The following is a 21,988-nucleotide window of genomic DNA, read 5'->3' as shown; positions in this document are numbered from 1 at the left end:
TCCCAGTCAGCGTGCAATTCACTACAGATGATATACAGTCTTTCTGCGAGAGACGCTCAAGAGTCAACAGATACTTCGTAGTCGACGTTGGGACAGTGCCCAGATGGACTTCGAGATCCCACCGCAGACGAGCCAGTTCGAACGCGAGATCGACCGTCTGATGAACTCCTCCGAGATCCAGTCGCTGGTCCGTGAGGTCTCCGCGCGGGCCGACGGGATGGACGGCGATGTCCGCCCGCTCTACCGGCGGCTCGGCGAACACGGCGTCCTGGCTCCGGCCTGGCCGAGGCATCTCGGCGGGCGGGACGCGGACTTCACCGCGACCGTCGTGCTGCTGGAGCGGCTGGTGCGCCACGGGATCCCACAGAGCCTGTACTACATCTCTGTGCAGATTTTCGGTTCGCTGATCCTGGCAGGCGGCACCGAGAAGCAGCGGAGTGAGCTGCTGCCCGCACTGGCCCGTGGCGAACTGACCGCGTGCATCCTGTTCACCGAGCCCGACCATGGCTCGGACCTGGCCGGAATCACCACCACGGCGAGCCGGGACGGACAGGAGTGGGTCCTGGAGGGGCGCAAGATCTACAACCTCAAGAGCGCCTACGCCGATGTCGCGCTGTGTGTGGCCCGCACCGGTGGTCCGGACACCAGCCGGTACGAGGCGCTCTCCGTGTTCCTGGTACCGCTGGACGCGCCGGGGGTGACCGTGCGCCCGCTCCCCAGCCTGGCGAACGAGCAGTTCCACGACGTCCGGCTCACCGGGGTACGTCTGCCCGACGAGGCGATCGTGGGCGGTGTCGGCCAGGGCTGGGGACTGATCACCCGGATGTTCTCGGCGGAGCGCAGCGGGCTGGACTACTACGTGCGCGCCCGGTACTGGCTCGACATGATCGCGGAGCGGCTGGTGCGCGGCGGGCGGGAGCTCGAACCGCACGAGTGCGCGGCGCTGGACCGGGCCCGCACCCGGGTCGACGCCAGCCGGCTGCTGACCTGCCGGGCCCTGCAACGGCTTCAGGACGACGAGCCGGACATCGCCCTGGCCTCGCTGGCCAAGTGGCACTGCAGCGAGACCGCACAGGAGGTGGCCTGGCTGGGGTACGACCTGCTCGGTCTTGACCTGGTGCTGCCGCGGTTCGACCTCGGCGAACCGGCGGTCGGTCCCGACCGGGGGTGGGCCGCGCTGGAGGCCGCCCACCGCGAGGCCCCGGGGATGGGCATCTCCGGCGGCGCCTCCGAGGTGCTGCTCGACATCGTGGCCGGTGCTCGGCTGATCGACGTTCCGGAAGGCGGCTGAGACATGGATCTGCGCGACGACCCGGTGCAGGAACGGCTGGCCGCCGCGGTGGACACCGCGCTGACCTCGACCGGTGACCTGTATCTGGCGCTTGCCGCGCTCGGTGTGCCCGAGCTGGGGATGCCCGAGGAACTGGGCGGATTCGGGCTCGGGCTGAGCGCGGACGTCACCGTCTCCCAGCGACTGGGGTACGCACTGCAGCCGTTGCCCGGCCACCGGGAGACCATGCTCGTGCTCGACCTGCTCGAACCCGCCGATGTGCCTCAGGACGCGCTGGCCGCGATCATCACCGGCACCGGCCACGCGGCCGGCGTGGGCGTCACCGGGACGGTGGGCGCGCTGCGGGAGCGAGGTGGCCTGCTGTGGGGCGAGGCCGGGCCGCTGCCGGTGCCCGCCCTCCGGCTGGTGCTGGCGCGGGCGAGCACCGAGGCCGGCGCGGGCGGATGGTTCCTGGTCGACACCGGCGCCGCCGGATGCACCGGCCTCACCTCCGAACACCTCGGCCAGCCCGCGCTGTCGCTGTCCTTCACCGGCACACCGGTGTGCGAGGTGGTGGTCTCGCGCGAGCGGCGGGTCCGGGCGCTGGACGCGGCCCGCATCCGCCAGGCCGCCCTGCTGCTCGGCCTGGCCGACCGCGCGCTCGGGACGGCGACGCGGCATGTGCGGCGCAGACAGCAGTACGGTAAGCCGCTCGCCGAACTGCAGACCGTGGCACACCGGCTGGCCCGCCTGGTCGGGCTGGCCGACGGATGGCGGCTGCTGCTGCATGAGGCGGCCTGGCGGCACGACCGGCACCAGGACTGCACAGGCCCGGCCACCCGGCTGCTGGCCGCCGCCACCGAACATGCCCTGGCCGCGGCCCGGTTGTGTATCCAGCTGCACGGGGTGCGCGGCATGCTCAGCCACTCCACCGCCGCCACGATCTACCGGATCGTGTCCGTCGAGGCGGCGCGGCTGGGCGCCCCGGCGACGCTCCGGCACGGCCGGCCCGGTCCGGCCGGCACACCCGTCGGCACGGCCGCGCCGTTACCCGTAACGCTGAACTGATCCGGCGCGCGGACGACGACGGGACCCCGGCACCGAGGTGCCGGGGTCCTGTTCGTTCTCACCGCCGTTGGTTCTCACCGCCGCCCGGACGCGGGCTGTCCGGACGCGGGCCGTCCGGACGCGGGCCGTGCGGATACGGGCTGTCCGGACGCGGGCGATCCGCTCAGCCCGCCGGTTCCGGCTCCCGGGGCTGGGATCCGGTGCGGAGCCGGTCCGCCAGCACCCCGATCAGCTCGGGCGGCGCGTCCAGGAAGCTGTAGTGCGTGCCCGGCAGGACCTTCTTCTCCGTGGCCGCCCAGGCCCCCCAGCCACCCATCAGGGTGTGCGGCACCTCGACGTCGTCGCTCCAGCCCAGCGCGGTGATCGGGCAGGGCACGGAGCCGGCCTGACCGTAGTAGTACTGCCGGTTGGCCTCCAGGTCGGCCTCCATCACCTCGATGAACAGGTCGACCAGCTCGCCGGCCGAGGCCGCGGCGCCCATCGCGGTCAGCAGTCCGGCGATCTCGTCGCGCAGTTCCTGCTCGCTCAGACCGAGGAAGCGCCCCCAGGGACCGTCCTGCGGCGCCACCTGACTGGACACGAAGTACCGCCGCGGTGCCGGCAGTCCGCGCCGCGCGATCTGGATCACCGTCTCGAACGCCGGCAGTGCGCCTCCGCAGTGCCCGAACAGCGCGTACGGGCGCGCGGTGAGCAGCTCCCCGACATCGTCCAGCAGAGCCTTGGCCAGCTCCTGGTAGGTGCCGAAGTGCGGCTCACGGATCCGGTTCTCGCGCCAGGGCAGTTGCAGCGGGACCACCTCGGCCTCGCCGATGGTGGCAGGCCACGCCCGGTACATGGACGCGCCGCACCCGGAGTAGGGCATGCACAGCAGGAGCATCCGGGCATCGGGGGACGGCTCGCGCAGGAACCAGCGTCGCTGCTCCGGGTTCATCATGCCTTCTCCCCGATCACCACTCCGTTGGCTCCCGGCGCGTCGAACCGGACCGTACGCACCCGTACGCAGCCGGCGTCGCGCAGCCAGTCGGCGTACTCGGCCGCGGTGTAGTTCCGCCCCCAGGTGCCCACCAGCATGTTCATGCTCATCAGGGCCGCGTCCACCGGACCGGACTTGTCGTCCGCGACCAGCAGCTCACTGATCAGCACGGTGCCGCCCGCGGGCAGCGCGTCCAGACAGGCGGCGAGGATCCGCCGGTTCTGGGTCTCGTCCCAGTCGTGCATGATCATCGACAGCAGTACGGCATCGTGCCCGGACGGCAGCGGGTCGGCGAAGAAGTCGGCCGCCGCGGTGCCGATCCGGCCGGACAGCCCGGCGGAGTCGATCCGCTTCCGCGCCAGCTCGCACACATGCGGCAGATCCAGCACGGTTCCGTTCAGATGCGGGTGTTGCCGGCACAGCTCGATCAGCGTGGCCCCCGCTCCTCCGCCGACATCGAGGATCCGGTGTACGCCGGACAGGTCCAGCGCTCCGGCCATCCGGCGGGCGGTGAGGGTGGAGAACGCGTAGAGCCCGTCCCAGAAGGCCTGTGGGCGGTTGCCCTCCTCGAACATGTTCCGGTCCGGGTCGGGCACCGGTTTGCTGGGCGCGTCGGTGCGCACCGCGTCGGTCGCGCGCAGCCACCCGGGCGCGGTGTACTGGGCCACCATCCGCACATAGCCGCCGAAGTAGTCGGGCCGGCCGGGCACCAGGTAGTGATCGGCCACGGCACCGTTGCGGTAGCGCCCGTCCTCCTGCTCCAGCAGCCCCAGCGCGGTGCACGCGGTCAGCAGGATCTCGGCCGGACGCTCGCCGATGCCGAGCCGGGCGGCCAGTCCGGGGGCGTCGGCCGCGCCGGCGGCCAGGGATTCGAAGACTCCGGTCTCGATCGCCGCGGTCAGGGTCTGCGCCCGCCACAGGCCGGTCGCCAGATCGATGAGCAGGGTGGGCGGCGGTCCCGCCGGCCCGGCGGTCGTGCCGTACGCCGTGCCCGGTTCGGCGGCAGGGCCGGGCACCCCCGCCCTGCCGGTGGTCGTCTCGGCGGTCATCTCAGCGCTCCTCCCCGGTGCGGAACCGCACCGACACCCGGTCGAACATCACATGCCGGCCGTTCTCGAAATGCAGCTCACTGGGCCCCTCCAGGTCGAACACCGGCAGTCCGGCCAGCTCGTCGAGCACCGCGGCGAACTCGGCCCTGGCCAGATGCAGGCCCATGCAGTGGTGGATGCCGTGCCCGAACCCGAGGTGCTGGTGGGAGTTCCCGCGGTCGGGGTCGAAGCGGTCCGGGCCGGGGAACTTCTCCGGGTCCCGGTTGGCCGCGTCGAACAGCAGCACCACCCGGGCCCCGGCCGGGATGACGGTGCCGGCGACGGTGACCTCGCGGGTGGTGATCCGGGTGAACCGGTCGGTGGGGCACCAGCGGCGCAGCGCCTCCTCCGCGACGGCGGGGCGCAGTGCGGGTTCGCGGCGCAGCCGCAGCTGAAGGGCGGGATCCCCGGCCAGGGTGTGCACCAGACGGGTGATCGAGTTCATCGTGTTGTCGTGCCCGGCGACACAGAAGCTGACGATGATCGAGTACAGCTCCTCGTCCGGCAGCGGTCGCCCGTCCTGCCGCATCGCCGCCAGCCGGGCGATATAGCTGCCGTCCGGCTCGCGCCGCACCCGCTCGATCTCGTCGGCGAGCAGGGCGTGGAACGCCGGCCAGAACTTGCTCGCGTCCCGGTCGCTGGAGATGTACGTCCACATCGTCCGCGTCGCCTCGCGGATCCGGCCGCGGCAGGTCTCGGAGAGCCCGAAGGCCACCCCCAGCACCTCGATCGCGAACGGCTCGGCCACTTCGGCCATCAGATCCCCGTACCCGCGTTCGACCACCGGTGCGAGCAGACGGGCGGCGATCCGGCGCAGTTCCGGTTCCAGTCCGTGGACCGCCTCCCGGGTCACCGGGGCGGCCATCCGGTCACGGATCTCGCGCTGCCGCGGCGGGTCGTAGTCGATGGGCGAGAACATCGGCATCCCCTCGGCCCGCGGGAAGTGCACGCCGCGGGCCGAGCTGAAGGTCCGCCAGTCCGCCAGGGCGGCGCGCACGTCGGCGTACCGGGACAGGATCCAGATCCCGCCGTAGGCGGGCGACCAGGTCACCCCCCGTTCCCGGATCTCTCTGTTCACGCGCTGCGCGGTCTGCGGGGTGTATGCGGGGTCGTGGTGGTCGAACGCGGTCACCAGCCGGTCGATCGCGTCTGCGGCCTCGGTGGTCATGCCTGCCTCCATGCCGGTCCGCGGATCGGTGGATCCGCGGAGTCCTGTTTGGTCGCGCGGGCGGTGCTCAGCGCTGCCGGGGCGTGATCGGGGGGAGTGCGGGCGCTCCGGCGCCGGTGGCGGTGGCCGCCGGGATCAGCCGGGCCAGGGTGCTGATGGTCGGGTCGCTCACCAGGTCGGTCATCTCGACGCGGGCGCCGAGGTCCTGCTCGATCCGCCCCTGCAACTGGGCCAGCAGCAGGGAATCCCCGCCGAGTTCCAGAAAGTGGTCGTCCGCGCCGACCCGGCCCACCCGCAGCAGGTCGGCGAAGAGCCGGGCCAGTTGGGTCTCCGCCCCGGGGGCGGGCGCCCGCCAGGCGCGTGCCGGGCGCCCGCGGGTCCAGTCCGCCGGTGGCAGCCGACGGCGATCGATCTTGTTGGAGGTGTTCACCGGGAGCTCGGCCAGCTGCACATAGGCGACCGGGATCATCCAGTCCGGCAACCGCTCCACCACATGGTTGCGCAGCTCCAGCGGTGAGACCTCCCGCTCTCCGACGAAACAGGCCACCAGCCGGCGCTGGTCGCCGTCCATGGTCGCCACCACGGCCACCTGCCGGACGTCCGGGTGCTCGCCGAGCACCCACTCGACATCGCCCAGCTCCACCCGGTGGCCGCGGATCTTCACGATGTCGTCGATCCGGCCGTGGTGCTCCAGGATGCCGTCGGGGCGGAACCGTCCGGCGTCACCGGAGCGGTAGATCCGGCTGCCCGGGGCGCCGAACCGGTTGGGCCGGAACCGGTCCGCGGTCTGCGCCGGATCCCCCAGATAGCCCAGGCTCAGACAGTCCGAGTCGATCCACACCTCACCGATGCCGCCGTCGACGGGCGTCAGCCCGTCGTCCTCCAGCAGATGGACGGTGACCCCGTCGATCGGGCGGCCCACCGGCGGAGCGGCGGCCCGGTCGGCGTCGGTGGCCGTGGCGGGGGTGCACCGCTCGGGCCAGGGGTGGCACGAGTTGGTGATCTGGAACGCCTCCAGGCTGCCGTACGAGACGGCGACCTCGAAGGGCAGGTCCGCCGGTCCCCACCGGTTCAGCCGGTCACCGCCCAGGGTGAGCAGCCGCAGGGCGCAGTCGCGCGGCCAGGGCAGGTTCTGCAGCACCTCCCCGACCGGAGTGATCACGAAGCTCTGGGTGATCCGCTCGGCCAGCAGCCAGTCCCGCAGAGCGGGCGGAGAGGCGATCACGTCGTGGTCACCGATCACGATGTGCGCGCCCTGCCAGAGCAGACCGCCGACCTCGTGCAGTGCGATCCCCGCGCCGGCCGCGCCCAGCCAGGAGCCCCGGTCGGCGGCGGTGGTGGCATTGATCGTGGCGCTGCGGGCGGCGCTGAGGGCCAGCCAGGAGTGCTGCGCCAGCACGATCTTGGCCTCCCCGGAGGAGCCCGAGGTGTACATGGCGTAGGCGAGTTCCTCCCGGCGCGGTGCCGGACGCGGACCGGGCAGACCGTCCCCGGCGCGCGGGCCGGACAAGCCGTCTCCGGCCGGGACGCCGGCGTCGAGGGTCAGCACGGGCAGCCCCTCGGGAACGGGCGGGAGGGGGTTGCCGGTGCTCCGGCCGGGGGCGGCGGTCACCACGGCGGTGGGGTGACCGGCGCCGATCGCCCGGCTGAACCGCTCGGCCGGGACGGCCGGGTCCAGCGGCATGCAGACGCCGCCGGCCTTCAGACAGCCGGCCATGCCGACCACCCACTCGACCGAGCGGCCCAGGTACATGGCGATCATGTCCCCGCGCCGCACTCCCAGTCCGGCCAGTCGCCGGGCGAGTTCGTCGGCCTGCCGGTTCAGCTCCTGGTACGTCAGTTCCAGGCCGCCGTGCCGGACGGCAGGCGCCTGCGGGGTGGTACGGGCGAAATCCTCGATCCTGGAGACCAGGGTCGTATCCGTATCGGCTTCCCGGACGGCCGGGGCGTCCTGCTCGCTGATCATGTAGTCCTCTCTGGTCACGGTGCGGAGTGCCGCCGACCGGCCCGGTGCGGGCGGATCGGCGGCGGGTGCTCGTGCGGGGAGGGCAGCGCAGGGTGGTCCGGCCGGCGGCCGGTCAGTCGACGACCACGCGCATGTCCTCCGGGACGTCGTCGACCAGCCGGGGAACCGCGCCCAGCACAACCCAGACCACGGCGACCACGGCCAGTACAGCGGCCAGGTAGAAGGCGGCGACATTGCTGATCGTCACGGCCACCGCGCTGCCCAGCAGCGGGCCCGCCGCGTTGGCGCCCCAGACGAGCGGAAGGGAGGCCCCGCCGACCCGGCCCATCGCCTGCGGGGGTGTGGCCTTCTGGATCAGGGTCATGACCCCGACGTTCCCGACCGGCGTGGTGAAGGACGAGATGCCCTGCGAGACGATCAGTACGGTGACGGCGAACGCGGTGCTGCCGAGCTGCGCCAGGGGCAGCAGCGCGAACGCCACCACCAGCATCGAGTGGGTCAGCAGCAGTGTGCGGCCGATACCCAGGCTCTCGTTGATCCGCCGGGACAGGAGCGCGCCGATCACGACCGGCGCGCCGCCGATCCCGAGGGTCAGTCCGACCTGCGCGGCGCTCAGATCGAGATCCTCGTACCCGAACACGATGATCATGGCGAGCACCATGGACACGGCCGTGTTGCCGAAGGTGGCCATCAGCGTCAGATACCGCAGCAGCCGGTTGCCGAAGGTCATCGTCACACCGCCGCGCAGGTCCGTCAGCGTGGCGCGCAGACCGCGCGAGTGGCTCTGCGGCTCCGGCTCGCGGAACCGCACGAACATCAGGGTGATCCCGGCCAGCAGATAGGAGAAGGCGTCGACGGTGATCGACCGCGCGGCTCCGAGCAGACCGACCAGGCCACCGCCCGCGCTGCGCCCGAAGATGAGCGCGACCGACCGGCTCAGCTGGGTCTTGGCATTGCCGTCCACCAGGTCCTCGCGTGGCAGCAGTTGCGGCAGATACGCCTGGTAGGCGAGCTGGAAGACGACGTCGAAGACGCCCTTGAGCACCGCGGCCACATACAGGTGACCGATCGTCAGCCCGTCGAGGGTCCAGGCCAGTGGCAGGGAGAGGAGGATGACGAACCGGGCCGCGTTGGCGACCTGCATCATCGTCCGCCGGTTCATCCGGTCGGTGAACACTCCCATCACCGGCGCGAGTAAGACGAACGGGAGCCACTGCAGGGCGATCAGCAGACCGACGCCGACCGCGCCCTCGTCGAACCCGATGACCGCCAGCGACGGCAGCGCGACCACACTGATCTCGCTGCCCAGCAGACTGATCGACTCGCCGCCCCAGACCAGCCGGAAGTCCCGGTTGCGGAAGAGGACCGAGCGCCGGGGACCGCCGTCGCCGCCACCGGCGGGGGGTGTCGCGGTGCCGGCGGGGGATGTCGTGGTGCCGGAGGGGCCCGGCGGTGACTTGGGAGAGACCCCAGTGGTGCTCTCGGCCCGGGTGGGTCCGGTCCCGGATGACGAGTTGGTTGAGGTCATGCCCAATGGCTCCTCTATAGGATTTCGGTGGAGACGCTTGTACTCCGCTGTGTGGGCGCGCGCGCGTGCGTCGGCTGCGAGTCTTGTGACGACACACCACAACTGCGGACGGGCATCACCGTACAGTCAGTCTGCACCGCGCAGCCAGTCTGCACCTCAAAGCCAGCCCGCCGAGGGCGCGCGTCCGGTGAGGCCGTTCGTCGTGGAACGCGCAGGTCGCGACACCGGCGTGACATGGGACGGCGCTGGGCGCTGTGGGTACGCCGATGCGCCCGCAGCGCCAACTTCCGCACACTGACACGCTGTTGAGCGGTGGCTTCGAGGATTCTGGCTCGATCTGTCCCTCGGCTCATCAGACGTGTCCTGAAATGAACCGTCCAAAAGAGCCACCATGTAGTACTGGTGAACGACGCCCTCGCTCCGCGACCCTACTGGGCACTGTCTGCATGCTGAGTTACCGTATCTCCATGAGAGACTACGAAGACTTCATGCCGCTCGCGGTCATCCAGGAGCACTTCTGGTCCTCCGACGGCTCGGCCGCCGAGCAGGTCCCGTTGACCGAGTGCGTGGCACTGGCGGTGCCGGGTCGGCTGGATCCGGTCGCCCTGCGCGCCGCGGTCCGCGCGCTGCTGTCCCGGCACGAGATCCTGCGCACCGCCGTGCGGCTGTACGGCGGGCAGCCGGGTCAGGTGGTGCTCCCGGTGCCGGAGCCGCTGCCGGTGACCGAGACCGTCCTCCCCGCCCCTGACCGTGCCGAGGACGCCGACCGGGACCGGGACCGGGAGCTGGCCCGGTTCGCCGGCACCGGGATTGATCCCGCGGCCGGGTGCGGGATCGCGTTCCTGCTGCTGCACGGCGGCGGCCCGGCCGGCGAGGACGTCCTCGCGCTGACCGTGCACCACATCTTCGCCGACGCCACCGCGGTCCGGCTGCTGCTGGCGGAACTGGCCGCGGACTACGACGCCGCACTGGCCGGGACCCCTTCACCGGTGCCGGGACCCGAGCTGCAGTACGGCGACTTCGTCCGGTGGGAGCACGAGGCGCTGCTCCCGGCCGTCCAGGACGCCGACACCGCGTGGTGGCGGGAGACTCTGCGATCCGCGCCGACCAGCTTGGACGTACGGACGGACCGGCCCCGCCGTCGTCATCGGCGCGGGGTCGGTCTGCGCACCGAGTTCGTCGTGCCGGGGATCGACGGTCCCGCCCTGCGCCGCACGGCGCGGACCCTGCACTGCTCGCCGTACGCGCTGTGCCTGGCCGGCTGGGCGGCGCTGATCTCCCGTTCCACCGGCCGCGAGGACCTGATGTTCGGGGTGCTCGCGGCGAATCGCGGCGCCCCCCAACTGGAGCCGCTGGTCGGGCAGCTCTCCAACACCGTCCCGCTGAGAATGGACCTCGGCGGCGGGCCCGACCTGGCCGCGGCGGTGTCCCGGTGTTCGGCCGGGGTGGCGGCCGCGATCGAACACGTACGGCTGCCGTTCAACCGGATCGTGCGGGCGGTGGCCGCCCCGCGCCCGACCGACCGGACCCCGCTGATCCAGCATCTGTTCCTGCCCCGGGTGGACGCGGTCGGCGAGCTGAGCCTGGGCGGACAGCCGGTGCGGGTGCTGGAGGTCGAACGCGGCCGCGGCCGGTTCGACACCGTCGCCGAGATCGAACTCGGCGACGAGCGGGTGCGCTTGTGGCTGGAGTACGACAGCGACCTGTACACCGCGGCCGGGATCGGCGCGCTGCTGGACGACTACGCCGGGGTCCTGCGGCAGTGGCTGGAGCGGCCCGAACTGCGGGTGTCCGAGCTGGAGCTGAACGCACCGGACGCGGTACCGGCCGGCGCGGGTCCGATGGGCGCGGGTCCGATGGGCGCGGGTCCGATGGGCGCGGGTCCGATGGGCGTGGGCCCGGTGGATGTGGGTCCGGTGGGCGCGGGTCCGATGGGCGCGGGCCCGGTCGGTACCGTACCGGTGAGCGCGGAGGCGGCCGAGGAGCTGCGGCTGGACCTGCCCGACGGCACGCCGGTCACCCTGCTGCTGGACCGCTCACCCGGGCCCGAGTGCTGGCCGGTGCTGACCGGGCTGACCGGGGCCCGCGCCGAGGACCTGGAAGTGGAGCCCGGCCTGTCGGCGCACCAGCCCGCCGCACTGCTCCTGGCCGGGACCCCCACCGGGCTCACCGCCCGCCGGGACACGCGGGGCCGGCTGGAGATCGTGGCCGGACTGCCGGCCCCCGCCGCGGACACCACCCCGCCGGACACCCGCACGGCGGCGGGCACGGACCGGCTGCTGGAGCTGGTCACCGAAGTCTGGGCACAGGTCCTGGAACAACCCGGGCTCGCCCCGGACGACGACTTCTTCGCCTGCGGCGGACACTCGCTGCTGGCCACCCGCCTCGTGGCCGAGACCCAGGAGGCGCTCGGCGTGCGGATCCGGGTGCGGGCGCTGTTCGAGCACCCCACCCCGGCCGAACTGACCGCCCATCTGCGCGCGGCCCATCCGGAGCTGGACGGCATGCTCGAACTCGTCGCCGAACTGCCCGACGACATCGAGGCGGACGCCGTCGCCGGCACCGTACCGTCCGGTGCGCCGCACGCCCTCACCCCCGGGCCGGACGCGCCCGAGACGGCGGTGGACGTGCCCCTGCTGTCCGGCCAGCGCCAGCTGTGGCTGGCCGAGCAGGCCGACCCCGGCTCGCTCACCCACACCATCCCGCTGATCCTGGACCTGACAGGACCACTGCGGCCGGAGGCGTTCGCCGTCGCGCTGAACGACGTGGTGGCGCACCAGCCGGGCCTGCGCGGAACGTTCGTCGAGGTGGACGGCCGCCCGGTGCAGCGGATCCAGCCGCACACCGGGATCGATGTGCCGGTGCTCGATCTCGGCGGCCTCGGCACCGCCGCGCGCGACGCGGAGCTGGAGCGGCTGGAGCAGGAGATCGCGTACACCGGATTCGACATCACCCGAGGCCCGTTGCTGCGGGCCCGGATCGTCCGGCTGGGCGCGGAGCGCCACCAGGCCCAGCTGCTCTTCCACCACCTGGTCACCGACGAGGTGTCGATGACCCTGCTGATGCGGGATCTGAGCACCGCCTACGGAGCCAGGGCCGCCGGCCGGGAGCCGGTTTTGCCCCCTCACGCGGTGGACTTCGCCACCCTGGCCCGCGCCGAGCAGGAACTCCTGGACGGTCCCGAGGGCGATCGGCTGCGCCGGTTCTGGGCCCGCGAGCTGGCCGGCGTGCCGACGCTGCGGCTGCCCACCGACCGTCCCCGTGGCGACAGGGCGAGGTTCCGCGGCGAGTTCCTGGAGCGGCCCGCGTCCACGGCCGCGGCCGGCACGCTCCGCGAGCTGGCCGCCAACGGCCGGACCACCCCGTTCACCGTGTTCTGCGCCGCGGTCGCGGTCGTGCTGCACCGGCTGAGCGGCCAGAGCGACATCGTGCTCGGCATTCCCACGGCCAACCGCACACACCGCGGGGCCGAGCAGCTCATCGGCTGCTTCCTCAATGTGGTCCCGGTCCGGCTTGACCTCTCCGGCAACCCCCGCTTCGACGAGCTGGTGCAGCGGGTGAGCGCCGCCGTGCTGCGTGCCTACGAGCATCAGCAGGCGCCGTTCGCCGACATCGTCCAGACCGTCCAGCCCCGCCGGGTCGCCGGGATGCACCCGGTCTACCAGGTCACCTGCGAATTGCAGCTGGAGTCCTGGATACCGGCCCGGTTCGCCGGCCTGGACTGCGAGTACCGCTTCGTCTCCCATGGCACGGCCCGCTACGACATGGCCTTCCACGGGCTGCTGCGCCCGTCCGGACTGTCCGCGATGGTGGAGCTGAACACCGACCTCTGGGACCACGCGTCCGGCTACCGGCGGATCGATCAGGTGCTGGAGCTCCTGGCCACGGCGGCCGGGGCGCCCCGCACCCCGATCGGCGAGCTGACCGGAGCGGGCGAGCGCCTGGCGGGCGAGCGCCTGGCGGCCGGGCCGCCCCGGAGCTGACAGGCGCTCGTCCTGGCGCCCGTCCCGGGACTGGTCAGAAGTCCCAGCCCTCCTCGTGCGCCACCGCGTCGGACACGGTGGCGTACGAGGAGGCGCCGGCCGCGCTGCTTCCGAAGGCCTCGCCCGCCATCCCGGCCGCGAGGGTGGTCCCGTCGGCCGGGTCGATGAGGAGGAAGGAGCCGGTGCGCCGGGAGTCCGCGTAGGCGTCGAGTGCGAGCGGTTCGGCGGTACGCACCTTCACCCGCCCGATGTCGTTGGCGATCAGCCGTCCGGGCTCCGGGTACTGGGACAGGTCCTCCAGCGTGAGCCGGGAGGGGATCTCCTTGACGATCGCCTTGACCGTGCGGGTGGTGTGTTTGAGCAGCACACGCTGGCCGGCGAGGAGCGGGGTGTCGGCCACATGGCAGACGGTGGCCTCGATGTCCTGGCTGGTGGCGGGGGTGTCGCCGACCGGGACCAGCAGATCGCCGCGCGAGATGTCGATGTCGTCGTCGAGCAGCAGCGTCACCGACTGCGGGGCCCAGGCCATCTCGACCGGCTTTCCCAGCAGATCGATCCCGGCGATCTTCGAGGTGCGGCCGGACGGCAGTACGGTGACCGCCTCGCCGACCCGGAAGCCACCGGCCGCGATCTGGCCCGCGTAGCCCCGGTAGTCCGGGTGCTCGGCGGTACGCGGCCGGATGACGTACTGCACGGGGAAGCGGGCATGACGGCCTGCCGGGGCACTGCCTGCCGGCACGGTCTCCAGGTGTTCGAGGACCGTGGGGCCGCCGTACCAGTCCATACGGGCCGACGGCTCCACCACGTTGTCCCCGGTGAGCGCGGAGATGGGGACGGCGGTGATCTCCGGCACGCCCAGCGAGGCGGCGTATGCCGTGAACTCCTCGGCGATATGCGCGAAGACCCGCTCCTCGTACGCCACCAGATCCATCTTGTTGACCGCGAGCACCACGTGCGGCACCCGGAGCAGCGCGGCGACGGCGGCGTGCCGGCGGGTCTGCTCGACCACCCCGTTGCGCGCGTCGACCAGGACCACCGCGAGCTCGGCGGTGGAGGCGCCGGTGACCATGTTGCGGGTGTACTGCACATGTCCCGGGGTGTCGGCCAGGATGAACCGGCGCCGGGCGGTGGCGAAGTAGCGGTAGGCGACATCGATGGTGATGCCCTGCTCCCGCTCGGCCCGCAGCCCGTCGGTCAGCAGCGCCAGATCGGGGGCCCGCAGGCCGCGGTCGGCGGAGACCCGCTCGACGGCCTCCAACTGATCGGTGAGGATCGACTTGGAGTCGTACAGCAGCCGGCCGACGAGGGTGGACTTGCCGTCGTCCACGGAGCCCGCCGTCGCGAAGCGCAGCAGGTCGGTGGCCGACAGGCCCGAAAGGCGCGCGGGCCGCTCCGCGTTGACGCTGGACATGGTCAGAAGTACCCCTCGCGTTTGCGGTCTTCCATGGCGGCCTCGGAGAGCTTGTCGTCGGCGCGGGTCGCGCCCCGCTCGGTGAGCCTCGACGCGGCGATCTCGGCGATCACGGCTTCGAGGGTGGTGGCGTGGGAGTCGACGGCGCCGGTGCAGGACATGTCGCCGACCGTGCGGTAGCGCACGAGCCGCTTCTCGGCGCTCTCGCCGTCCTTCGGCCCGCCCCATTCGCCGGCGGTGAGCCACATGCCGGAGCGCCGGAACACCTCGCGCTCGTGCGCGTAGTAGATCTCCGGCAGTTCGATGCCCTCGCGGGCGATGTACTGCCACACGTCCAGTTCGGTCCAGTTGGACAGCGGGAAGACACGGACGTGTTCGCCGGGGGCGTGGCGGCCGTTGTAGAGCTGCCACAGCTCCGGCCGCTGCCGGCGCGGGTCCCACTGGGAGAACTCGTCCCGCAGGGAGAACACCCGCTCCTTGGCACGGGCCTTCTCCTCGTCCCGGCGTCCGCCGCCGAAGACGGCGTCGAACCTCTCGGCCCGGATCCTCTCGGTGAGCGGCACGGTCTGCAGCGGGTTGCGCGTGCCGTCGGGGCGTTCACGCAGCACACCGCGGTCGATGTACTCCTGTACGGAGGCCACATGGAGCCGCAGTCCGCGTGCGGCCACCACACGGTCGCGGTAGTCGATGACCTCGGGGAAGTTGTGTCCGGTGTCCACATGGAGCAGGGAGAAGGGCAGCCGCGCCGGTGCGAACGCCTTCAGTGCCAGACACAGCATGACGATCGAGTCCTTGCCCCCGGAGAACAGGATCACCGGGTTCTCGAACTCGCCCGCCACCTCGCGGAAGATGTGCACCGCCTCGGACTCCAGGGCGTCCAGATGGTCCAGGCCCAGATGCGGGAGTGGTTCCGTGGCGGTCATGCGACGAACCGTTTCGCTGTGAGCAGGTCCATGAGCATGGAGGCCGATTCGGCTGCGGACTGCCGGTGCGCGGGGATGACGAGTTCCGGTTCCCCGGGCCTCTCGTACGGAGCGTCGACACCGGTCAGTCCTTTGAGCTCGCCGGCCCGTTGTTCGGCGTACAGGCCCTTCACATCCCGTTGTGCGCAGACCTCGGCGGGCGTGGCCACATGGACCTCCAGAAAGGTCGTACCGCTGGTGACGTGCCGTTGGCGTACGGCGTCGCGGCTCTCGGCGTACGGGGCGATGACCGGTACGAGAACGATCACGCCGTTGCGGGCGAGCACTTCGGCCATCAGACCGATCCGCCGCAGATTCTCCTGCCGGTCCTCGCGGCTGAAGCCGAGGCCCGCCGACAGCGTCTCGCGCATCACGTCGCCGTCCAGGACCTCGACGCGGTGTCCGTCGCCACGCAGCCGCTCGGCGAGCAGACGCGCGATGGTCGACTTGCCCGCGCTCGGCAGACCGGTCAGCAGAACGGTCACACCGCAGTCACACGATCCGGGGCGAACCACCATGGTCGGTTCAACCTCTTTCCAGGCCAGTGTCACTGACCGGTGAGACGTTCCAGATGGATTGACATACGCGCCGGACAGGCCGCGGCCACCGCGGGGAGCCTGTCAACAGAGATGTCGCTGGAGCGTAGTATGTGGAAAAAGACTTCTCCACTCCCCGCGACACCCGACAAGTATCGCTCCCGCGTCGGCCGGGGAGCAACAGGATCACACGAGCCCTTACGTGCCGGACATCTTCCGCTTCCGACCGTGGCCCCGCACGGGCCGGTGGACCCTGGGATACTCGGAACATGACAACGGACAAGGTGGAGACAGGACTTGGGCCCTATGTCGAGCATCTGGGCCTGCGGTTCGAGGAGGTAGGACCCGACCGTGTGGTGGCCGGCTGGTCGGTCCGCGGCGACCTGCTGCAGCCTCACGGAATACTGCACGGCGGGGTGCACTGCGCGGTCGTCGAGTCCGTGGCCAGCGTGGCGGCCGACCACTGGCTCGGTGAGAGGGGCACCGTGGTGGGGGTCAGCAACACCACCGACTTCTTCGCGCCGGTGACCGAGGCCAACGGCCGGCTCACCTCGACCGCGGTACCGGTCCACCGGGGCGCCACCCAGCAGGTGTGGGCGGTGGAGACGGTGGACGCCGTGGGCAGCCTGGTCGCCCGCGGGCAGGTCCGGTTGCAGAATCTGCGGTGAGACGAACGGCGTGGTCCTTTCCGGACAGGATCGACGTCCTGCCCGGAAAGGACCACGCCCGGCTCGTCCGGGCGGGCGCCGCCGGTGAGGGCCGCGTCGTGGCTCACACCCCTTGACGGGTCCGGGCAGGACGGCTCCACCGTCGCATGACGGGCCGTTCCACCAGTACGTACAGCAGCCAGGCCAGCACAAGGCTGACGGCGATCGTCACCACCGCCAGGGTGAGCACCATGGGCCATGACGAGGCGGTTCCCGGACTCGCGCCCCAGGTCGGGGAGGTACGGCCGATCCAGCCGTAGGCCACGACCAGCCAGTGCACCAGATACAGGGCGAAGGAGATCTCGCCCAGGAACACCATGACCCGCCCACGGAGCACGCCCTTGCCGCTGCCGGCGATGTCCGCCTGGGCCGCCGCCGCGACCAGGAAGGCGAGCGGGACGGCCGTGAGCGTCACAAAGCCGATGCTGTCGGTCACATCGGCCTTGACGACGAGCGGTATCACCGGCAGAACGAGCGCCACGGGGAGCGGGAACCGGATCCACCGTCCATGAATGACGATCAGCGCGGTCACGATGCCCAGCACGAACTCCAGCATCCGCACCGGCGGAAAGAACGTCATGAACCACACGCCGTGCCACGGTTCACCCGTGCCGCGGTGGACCCCGCCGCTGTTCAGGAACAGGGAGGCCACCAGGGGAACGGCCCAGATCGCGGCGTACGTCCCGGCGAACCACAGCCACAGCCGCGCGGGCCGGATCTTCCGCAGGAGCGTCAGCAGCCAGGGGAACGAGAGATAGAACAGGAGCTCGCAGGCCAGGGACCAGGTCGGAGTGTTCGACCACAGGTTGAACAGGAGCGGCTGATCCGGGATCCAGGCGTGCACCAGGGTCAGCGTCGCGATCGTGTCCCTCCCCGACAGGGCGTGATTCGCGGTCACCGCGAGCAGACACGCGGCGACGAACGTCACCAGGTGGTTCGGGTAGATCTTGAAGAACCGGCGCCGCCAGAACTGCGGCCGGGTGTCCTCCTCCCGGGCGACCCAGGTCAGTACGAATCCGCTCAGGATGAAGAAGAACGACACTCCCACGGCGCCGAATTCATGGAAGAGCCGGATCCCGAATATCTGGTCCGGAGCCACTCGCGGCAGCAGGTTGGTGCCGATATGGCCCAGCACCACCATGAACGCGGCGATGAACCGCAGGCCGGTCAGGGACGGCAGCTTCTGCTTACGGTGTGCGAGCGCGGGGACGGGGGTTTCCCGCGTCCCGGCGGGTCTTGAGATCTGAGCGCCTCCGGCGATCGCGCCTTCGCGGGGAGTACGGGCTCGTGGCAGCATGGTCAGACACCTCCGTCGGACTCGGCGCCGGCCGGGGGGAGTTCGCCGGCCAGCTCACGGACGATCGTGGCCTGGTAGAAGTTCCGCACCGGCACGCGCAGGCCCTGTTCGGCCTCGATCAGGTCGATCACCTCCATGGCGGTCAGCGAGGTGCCGCCGAGCGCGAAGAAGTCGTCGTCCGCGGACACGTCCTGCGGCAGTTTGAGCACCCGCTGGAACACGCTCTGCACATAACGGATCCGGTCCTCGTCGGGGACCAGGGCCGAGCCGGCCATCGTCATCACCTCATCGTCGGGCGGCGGCACCGTGGCGCGCCGGTCACTCGTTCGGGTCGTACGTCCTGTCGTCCGCTCACGCGGTCGTCGGTCCCAGCCGGCCGCGGTGCTCCGGGCGACCAGTTGCCGGGCGGCGTCCACCACCGCGCCGGTGCTCACCCCGTGCGCCTCCAGCGCGGCCCGCTGGCCGGCCACGCGCGCGCCCGGACGGCCCCGTACGGCCAGCCGGCGCAGCGGCAGGGCCAGTTCGGCCGACACCACCTCGGCGACCGCGTCACCCAGGCCGCCCTGCGGGCGGTGCTCCTCCACGGTCACCACCCCGGCGCGGCCGCGGCATCCGGCCAGCAGACCGTCCTGGTCCAGCGGGTGCAGCGTGTGCAGATCCAGGACCTGTGCGCCGATCCCGTCGCCGGCCAGCTCCTGGGCCGCCTCCAGCGTGAACAGCAGCGGCAGCGGACCGGCAGCCACCAGCGTGATGTCCGCGCCCTCGCGCAGCACCCGGGCCCGGCCCAGCAGAAAGCCGGGCGCGGGACCGGGCGGCACCGGTGTGGCCGAGCGGCCCAGCCGCAGATAGCCGGGACCGGGCAGCTCGTGCAACTGGCGGGTGGCCGCGCCGATCTGGCGCGCGTCGCCCGGGACGACGACCGCCAGATCGGCCAGGGCGCGGGTCACCGCCAGGTCCTCCAGGGCGAAGTGGCTGGTGCCGAAATGCGCGGCGGCCAGGCCGCCGTGGGTGGCGATCACCCGCACCGGCAGCCGGTTGCCGACCACGTCCAGCTTGAGGAACTCGCCCGCGCGCATGGTGGCGAAGGTGGCCATGGTGTGCACGTACGGGACGAAGCCGCGCCGGGCCAGCCCGGCGGCCACCGTCATCAGATTCGCCTCGGCGATCCCGACGTTGACGTAACGCTCCGGGAACCGCTCGCCGAAGGTGTCCTCCAGGCCACCCGTGTCGGAGTCCAGACAGATCACCCGGGGGTCGGCGGCGGCCAGTTCCAGCAGGGCCTCGCGGTAGGCGGCCCGCGGGTCCGGGCCGAGGACCGGTGACGGGTCCCGCTCCGCGTCTCCCCCCGCCGCCACGGGTTCCGCCCCGTTCGACGGGACGGGGACGACGCTGTCCTGGACGGTCGGTGTGCGGCTCACGACGCCTCTCCTGTCGTCCGCCGGCCGAGCGCGGCCAGGGCACGGCGTACCAGGGCCGGCTTCAGCTTGGCGTAGTGCCCGGCCACCCGGTGCTCCAGGAACGGCACCCCGCGGCCCTTCACGGTCCGGGCGATCACCGCGACCGGACCGGCCGGGGAAGGCCGCAGGGCCTCGTGCAGCGCGGGCAGGTCGTGCCCGTCGACGGTACGCACCTGCCAGCCGAAGGCCGCGAACTTGGCGTCCAGCGGTTCGAGCGCGACCCGGTCCTCGGTGCCGCCGGTGATCTGCAGCCCGTTGCGGTCCACCGCCGCGACCAGTCCGGGCAGTTCGCGGTGCCCGGCCAGCAGGGCGGCCTCCCAGACGCTTCCCTCCTGGAGTTCGCCGTCGCCCAGCACGGTGTAGACGTGCCGGTCGCCGCCGCGCAGTTGCTCGGCCATGGCCAGCCCCACCGACAGGCCGAGCCCGTGGCCCAGCGAGCCGGTGGGGAACTCGACCCCGGGCAGGTCGTGCGGCGGGTGCCCGAACAGCCGGCTGCCGGGCTGGGCGTAGCCGTCCAGTTCGTCGGCCGGGATCCGGCCGAGCTGGACCAGCGCGCTGTAGAGCGCGGGGGCCGCATGCCCCTTGCTGAGCACGAAGGAGTCCCCGGGACGCAGCAGTTGGGCGTGCAGGACGGCCAACAGGTCGGCGCAGGACAGACTGCCTCCGGCATGCGCGCCCTCGGGGCCGCCGGCCATACGGATCACGTCCTCACGGATCCGCCGGGCCATCACCGCCGGGTCGAGAGCCGTCGCGGGGAGACCGGGGGCGCGGTCCGTTGTCACGGGGGAGTGCGGGGGGTGTGTGGGGGCGGGCGGGTCAGGCGGGCCGGTTGTGGTCGGCACGGCCATGTCTGGCTCCCTTCGGGTGGGTCGGTCCGGTGCGCGGATCGGGCGGACGGGTCAGCCCCGGCGCAGTACTTCCCGCCAGCCCGGGGCAGGGCGGGAGAGAGTCATCCGGCGGATCAGGTCGAGGTGCTGCCAGACCTTCTCGAAGCCGTCGGCGTACCGCCGCAGCAGCGGCCCGGCGGCCGGGTCCAGATGCCGGCGTTGCAGGCACAGCGACCCGTCGACGACGGCGGCGGTCACCGGGAAGCGCTCGGCCACCTGCTCCAGCGCGGCCGGCTCGGACAGCCCGGCGGGCCGGAACGCGGGGTGCGCGGGCAGCGGGGCCACCTGGTACTGGGAGACCGGCACGCCCTCGGCCCGCAGCACCCGGTGCAGGGTGGCGCGCAGACCGGCCCGGTGTTCCGGACCCAGGCCGAGTTCCTCGGGCTCGGGCATCAGCCGCAGAATGTGCCAGGCGTGGGTGCGCCCGGCCGGGATCCCCGGCACCCGCAGGCCGGGCAGCCCCGCCAGCCGGTCCAGAAAGCCGCGGATCCCCGGCTCGCGCCGGCGGGCGTCGTCGTCGAAGCGGGACAGCTGGGAGCCGGTGAACGCGGCCGCCATCGGCGCTATCCGGGCGTTGAGCGCGGCCCGGTGGGCGACATAGCTGCGCGCTCCGGTCGGTACCAGCTCGCCGAAGTTGCGCAGCCGGACCAACTGCTCGTACAGATCGTCGTCGTCGGTGGTGATGAGGCCGCCTTCACCGCAGGTCGGCAGGTTCTTGCTGGGGTGCAGGCTGAAGCAGCCGGCCGTGCCCAGCGCGCCGGCCCGGCGGCCGTCGAGCTCCGCGCCGTGCGCCTGGGCCGCGTCCTCCACGACCGGGATGTCCAGCCGGCCGGCCAGCCTGCCCAGCGCCGGCATATCGGCCGGCAGCCCGTGCAGATGTACCGGCAGCAGAGCGGCGGTGCGCGGACCGGCGACCGGTGCGGCTGCCCGCGGGTCCAGGGTGTAGGTGTCGGGTTCTATGTCGGCGAACACGGGCGTCGCCCCGGCCGCGTACACGGCGTGGGCCGTCGCGTTCATGGTCAGGGCCGGGACGATCACCTCGTCGCCGGGACCGATCCCGAGGCCGCGCAGGGCCAGATGCAGCGCGGCGGTGCCGGAGGCGACGGCGACGCAGTGCCGGGTGCCGGTGGCCAGGGCCCATGCCTCCTCCAGGCCGGCGACCTCCGTCTCCCCGGCCGAGGCGGCGTTCAGCCGGCCGCTGCGCAGCACCCGGAGTACGGCCTGCTCGTCGGCCGGGGTGATGATCGGCCAGGTGCCGCCGGGGCTGTCCCTGGGCACGGCCCGGGGCCCGCCGAGCAGGGCCAGACCGGCCCCGGTCGCCGGGGTGCGGGGCGCGGTGCGGGTGGTCTCAGTCATGCGCGGGAACCTCCGGGCGGACAACGTTGTGCTCGAACTGGTCCGGACGGGATACGGCAATCACCCGACGATCAACACCCCGCGATACAGAGTCTGCATACTCGTCAATCCTTTGTCGCCGGGGCCGCGGGGTGGCGTGGCTGTCCCGTATCACCCGGGTCGCGGGAGTCCGCAACTCGATCCTCACTGGCCGCGCCCCCTGTTCTGCGATGAAAACGCATGACGAAAACGCATGTGGCGCAGCCGAAGCGGCCACCTCGGCCCATCGAGTCGGACACCCGCGACCACTCCTGCCGGACCTCTGGCCGCTCCGCTCCGGTCCTTCCGCGGT

General features: G+C 72.1%; 16 protein-coding genes. 4 read left to right on the top strand and 12 right to left on the bottom strand.

Features of this window, described 5'->3' with window-relative positions; all coding sequences use genetic code 11:
* Positions 1–103: 103 nt before the first annotated feature.
* Positions 104–1,291, top strand: coding sequence for an acyl-CoA dehydrogenase family protein (locus OG214_RS02500; protein WP_405983599.1), 1,188 nt, complete (start codon positions 104–106; stop codon positions 1,289–1,291).
* A 3-nt stretch (positions 1,292–1,294) separates the two neighbouring features.
* Positions 1,295–2,338: an acyl-CoA dehydrogenase family protein gene (locus tag OG214_RS02495; protein ID WP_405983598.1), complete on the top strand. Its 1,044-nt coding sequence runs from the start codon at positions 1,295–1,297 to the stop codon at positions 2,336–2,338.
* 163 nt (positions 2,339–2,501) lie between these two features.
* Here the strand turns inward: OG214_RS02495 and OG214_RS02490 are convergent, their stop codons facing one another.
* The 5 genes from OG214_RS02490 to OG214_RS02470 all read right to left on the bottom strand — a co-directional run bounded on the left by OG214_RS02490 (position 2,502) and on the right by OG214_RS02470 (position 9,061).
* Positions 2,502–3,272, bottom strand: a complete 771-nt coding sequence (locus tag OG214_RS02490) for a thioesterase II family protein (protein WP_405983597.1) — start codon at positions 3,270–3,272, stop codon at positions 2,502–2,504.
* Positions 3,269–4,360 (bottom strand): methyltransferase, encoded by a 1,092-nt coding sequence (locus tag OG214_RS02485; RefSeq protein WP_405983596.1) that lies wholly within the window; start codon positions 4,358–4,360, stop codon positions 3,269–3,271. Before OG214_RS02485 ends, OG214_RS02490 begins: the two co-directional genes overlap by 4 nt.
* Before the next feature lies 1 nt (position 4,361).
* Positions 4,362–5,567: a cytochrome P450 gene (locus OG214_RS02480; RefSeq protein WP_405983595.1), complete on the bottom strand. Its 1,206-nt coding sequence runs from the start codon at positions 5,565–5,567 to the stop codon at positions 4,362–4,364.
* Positions 5,568–5,634: 67 nt separating this feature from the next.
* Positions 5,635–7,551: an AMP-binding protein gene (locus OG214_RS02475; protein WP_405983594.1), complete on the bottom strand. Its 1,917-nt coding sequence runs from the start codon at positions 7,549–7,551 to the stop codon at positions 5,635–5,637.
* Between the two features lie 94 nt (positions 7,552–7,645).
* On the bottom strand, positions 7,646–9,061 hold the full coding sequence (locus OG214_RS02470) for an MFS transporter (protein WP_405983593.1): 1,416 nt from the start codon (positions 9,059–9,061) through the stop codon (positions 7,646–7,648).
* Positions 9,062–9,528: 467 nt separating this feature from the next.
* Between OG214_RS02470 and OG214_RS02465 the strand changes: the two genes are divergently transcribed.
* Entirely contained in the window at positions 9,529–13,044 is a 3,516-nt protein-coding gene (locus tag OG214_RS02465; RefSeq protein ID WP_405983592.1) for a condensation domain-containing protein, read from the top strand.
* A 34-nt stretch (positions 13,045–13,078) separates the two neighbouring features.
* Here OG214_RS02465 and OG214_RS02460 read toward each other — a convergent pair whose 3' ends face one another.
* From OG214_RS02460 to cysC, 3 genes are read right to left on the bottom strand one after another with little or no spacing between them, the layout of a single operon-like run.
* Complete coding sequence (locus OG214_RS02460) at positions 13,079–14,455, bottom strand: sulfate adenylyltransferase subunit 1 (protein ID WP_405983591.1); 1,377 nt, start codon at positions 14,453–14,455, stop codon at positions 13,079–13,081.
* Positions 14,456–14,457: 2 nt separating this feature from the next.
* On the bottom strand, positions 14,458–15,378 hold the full coding sequence (gene cysD / locus OG214_RS02455; protein WP_363085233.1) for a sulfate adenylyltransferase subunit CysD: 921 nt from the start codon (positions 15,376–15,378) through the stop codon (positions 14,458–14,460).
* Positions 15,375–15,935 (bottom strand): adenylyl-sulfate kinase, encoded by a 561-nt coding sequence (gene cysC / locus OG214_RS02450; protein ID WP_405983590.1) that lies wholly within the window; start codon positions 15,933–15,935, stop codon positions 15,375–15,377. Before cysC ends, cysD begins: the two co-directional genes overlap by 4 nt.
* A gap of 287 nt (positions 15,936–16,222) precedes the next feature.
* On the opposite strand from cysC, the gene OG214_RS02445 reads away from it, so the two are divergent.
* Positions 16,223–16,621: a PaaI family thioesterase gene (locus tag OG214_RS02445; RefSeq protein ID WP_363085231.1), complete on the top strand. Its 399-nt coding sequence runs from the start codon at positions 16,223–16,225 to the stop codon at positions 16,619–16,621.
* Positions 16,622–16,724: 103 nt separating this feature from the next.
* On the opposite strand, the gene OG214_RS02440 is transcribed toward OG214_RS02445, so the two are convergent.
* The 4 genes from OG214_RS02440 to OG214_RS02425 all read right to left on the bottom strand — a co-directional run bounded on the left by OG214_RS02440 (position 16,725) and on the right by OG214_RS02425 (position 21,657).
* A complete protein-coding gene (locus OG214_RS02440; RefSeq protein WP_405983589.1) occupies positions 16,725–17,957 on the bottom strand; it encodes an acyltransferase family protein in 1,233 nt (410 codons plus the stop codon).
* Positions 17,958–17,959: 2 nt separating this feature from the next.
* Positions 17,960–19,375, bottom strand: coding sequence for a transketolase C-terminal domain-containing protein (locus OG214_RS02435; protein WP_405983588.1), 1,416 nt, complete (start codon positions 19,373–19,375; stop codon positions 17,960–17,962).
* On the bottom strand, positions 19,372–20,196 hold the full coding sequence (locus tag OG214_RS02430; RefSeq protein WP_405983587.1) for a transketolase: 825 nt from the start codon (positions 20,194–20,196) through the stop codon (positions 19,372–19,374). The genes OG214_RS02435 and OG214_RS02430 overlap by 4 nt, the downstream gene beginning before the upstream one ends.
* Positions 20,197–20,313: 117 nt before the next feature.
* A complete protein-coding gene (locus OG214_RS02425; protein WP_405983586.1) occupies positions 20,314–21,657 on the bottom strand; it encodes a DegT/DnrJ/EryC1/StrS family aminotransferase in 1,344 nt (447 codons plus the stop codon).
* Positions 21,658–21,988: the final 331 nt, after the last annotated feature.

This window comes from Streptomyces sp. NBC_00872, assembly GCF_045161915.1.
In the GTDB taxonomy this organism is placed as follows: Bacteria; Actinomycetota; Actinomycetes; order Streptomycetales; family Streptomycetaceae; genus Streptomyces.
Note: the sequence above shows the minus strand (reverse complement) of the source record. Positions and strands in the feature narration are given on the sequence as shown.

Excerpts from the sequence above, each read along its gene's own strand:
- OG214_RS02500 (WP_405983599.1), top strand. The coding sequence starts at position 104 with ATGGACTTCGAGATCCCACCGCAGACGAGCCAGTTCGAACGCGAGATC.
- OG214_RS02495 (WP_405983598.1), top strand. The coding sequence starts at position 1,295 with ATGGATCTGCGCGACGACCCGGTGCAGGAACGGCTGGCCGCCGCGGTG.
- OG214_RS02490 (WP_405983597.1), bottom strand. The coding sequence starts at position 3,272 with ATGATGAACCCGGAGCAGCGACGCTGGTTCCTGCGCGAGCCGTCCCCC.
- OG214_RS02485 (WP_405983596.1), bottom strand. The coding sequence starts at position 4,360 with ATGACCGCCGAGACGACCACCGGCAGGGCGGGGGTGCCCGGCCCTGCC.
- OG214_RS02480 (WP_405983595.1), bottom strand. The coding sequence starts at position 5,567 with ATGACCACCGAGGCCGCAGACGCGATCGACCGGCTGGTGACCGCGTTC.
- OG214_RS02470 (WP_405983593.1), bottom strand. The coding sequence starts at position 9,061 with ATGACCTCAACCAACTCGTCATCCGGGACCGGACCCACCCGGGCCGAG.
- OG214_RS02465 (WP_405983592.1), top strand. The coding sequence starts at position 9,529 with ATGAGAGACTACGAAGACTTCATGCCGCTCGCGGTCATCCAGGAGCAC.
- OG214_RS02460 (WP_405983591.1), bottom strand. The coding sequence starts at position 14,455 with ATGTCCAGCGTCAACGCGGAGCGGCCCGCGCGCCTTTCGGGCCTGTCG.
- cysD (WP_363085233.1), bottom strand. The coding sequence starts at position 15,378 with ATGACCGCCACGGAACCACTCCCGCATCTGGGCCTGGACCATCTGGAC.
- cysC (WP_405983590.1), bottom strand. The coding sequence starts at position 15,935 with ATGGTGGTTCGCCCCGGATCGTGTGACTGCGGTGTGACCGTTCTGCTG.
- OG214_RS02445 (WP_363085231.1), top strand. The coding sequence starts at position 16,223 with ATGACAACGGACAAGGTGGAGACAGGACTTGGGCCCTATGTCGAGCAT.
- OG214_RS02440 (WP_405983589.1), bottom strand. The coding sequence starts at position 17,957 with ATGCTGCCACGAGCCCGTACTCCCCGCGAAGGCGCGATCGCCGGAGGC.
- OG214_RS02425 (WP_405983586.1), bottom strand. The coding sequence starts at position 21,657 with ATGACTGAGACCACCCGCACCGCGCCCCGCACCCCGGCGACCGGGGCC.